Source organism: Citrobacter sp. W9 (assembly GCF_026719375.1).
GTDB classification, from domain to species: domain Bacteria; phylum Pseudomonadota; class Gammaproteobacteria; order Enterobacterales; family Enterobacteriaceae; genus Citrobacter; species Citrobacter werkmanii.
The window spans coordinates 1-1,105 of record NZ_JAPPTE010000075.1 but is presented as its reverse complement, the minus strand read 5'-3'; the positions used below and the strand labels follow the sequence as shown (position 1 = coordinate 1,105).

The 1,105-nt window shown below is 54.3% G+C and carries 1 protein-coding gene; it reads right to left on the bottom strand.

Going from position 1 to position 1,105, the window contains the following annotated elements; genetic code table 11:
- Positions 1–56 precede the first annotated feature (56 nt).
- Positions 57–1,037, bottom strand: a complete 981-nt coding sequence (locus tag OOJ59_RS27895; RefSeq protein ID WP_000019445.1) for an IS5-like element ISKpn26 family transposase — start codon at positions 1,035–1,037, stop codon at positions 57–59.
- Positions 1,038–1,105: the final 68 nt, after the last annotated feature.

Below are 1,105 nucleotides of genomic sequence, written 5' to 3'. Positions count from 1 at the left end.
TCGAATCAGCCTATTTAGGCTATTTTTTCCACCATTTCTGGCGTTATTTCCGGTTTTTACTGAGATCTCTCCCACTGACGTATCATTTGGTCCACCCGAAACAGGTTGGCCAGGGTGAATAACATCGCCAGTTGGTTATCGTTTTTCAGCAGCCCCTTGTATCTGGCTTTCACGAAGCCGAACTGCCGCTTGATGATGCGAAACGGGTGCTCCACCCTGGCACGGATGCTGGCTTTCATGTATTCGATGTTGATGGCCGTTTTGTTCTTGCGCGGATGCTGCTTCAAGGTTTTTACCTTGCCGGGACGCTCGGCGATCAGCCAGTCCACATCCACCTCGGCCAGCTCCTCGCGCTGTGGCGCTCCTTGGTAGCCGGCATCGGCTGAGACAAATTGCTCCTCTCCATGAAGCAGATTACCCAGCTGATTGAGGTCATGCTCGTTGGCCGCGGTGGTGACTAGGCTGTGGGTCAGGCCACTCTTGGCATCGACACCAATGTGGGCCTTCATGCCAAAGTGCCACTGATTGCCTTTCTTGGTCTGATGCATCTCCGGATCGCGTTGCTGCTCTTTGTTCTTGGTAGAGCTGGGTGCCTCAATGATGGTGGCATCCACCAAAGTGCCTTGGGTCATCATGACGCCTGCTTCGGCCAGCCAGCGATTGATGGTCTTGAACAATTGACGGGCCAGTTGATGCTGCTCGAGCAGGTGGCGGAAATTCATGATGGTGGTGCGATCCGGCAGGGCGCTATCCAGGGATAATCGGGCAAACAGGCGCATGGAGGCGATTTCGTACAGGGCATCTTCCATGGCACCGTCGCTCAGGTTGTACCAATGCTGCATGCAGTGAATACGCAGCATGGTCTCCAGCGGATAGGGCCGTCGGCCATTGCCCGCCTTGGGATAAAACGGCTCGATGACAGCGGTCATATTCTGCCATGGCAGAATCTGCTCCATGCGGGAGAGGAAAATCTCTTTTCGGGTCTGACGGCGCTTAGTGCTGAATTCACTATCGGCGAAGGTGAGTTGATGGCTCATGATGTCCCTCTGGGATGCGCTCCGGATGAATATGATGATCTCATATCAGGAACTTGTTCGCACCTTCC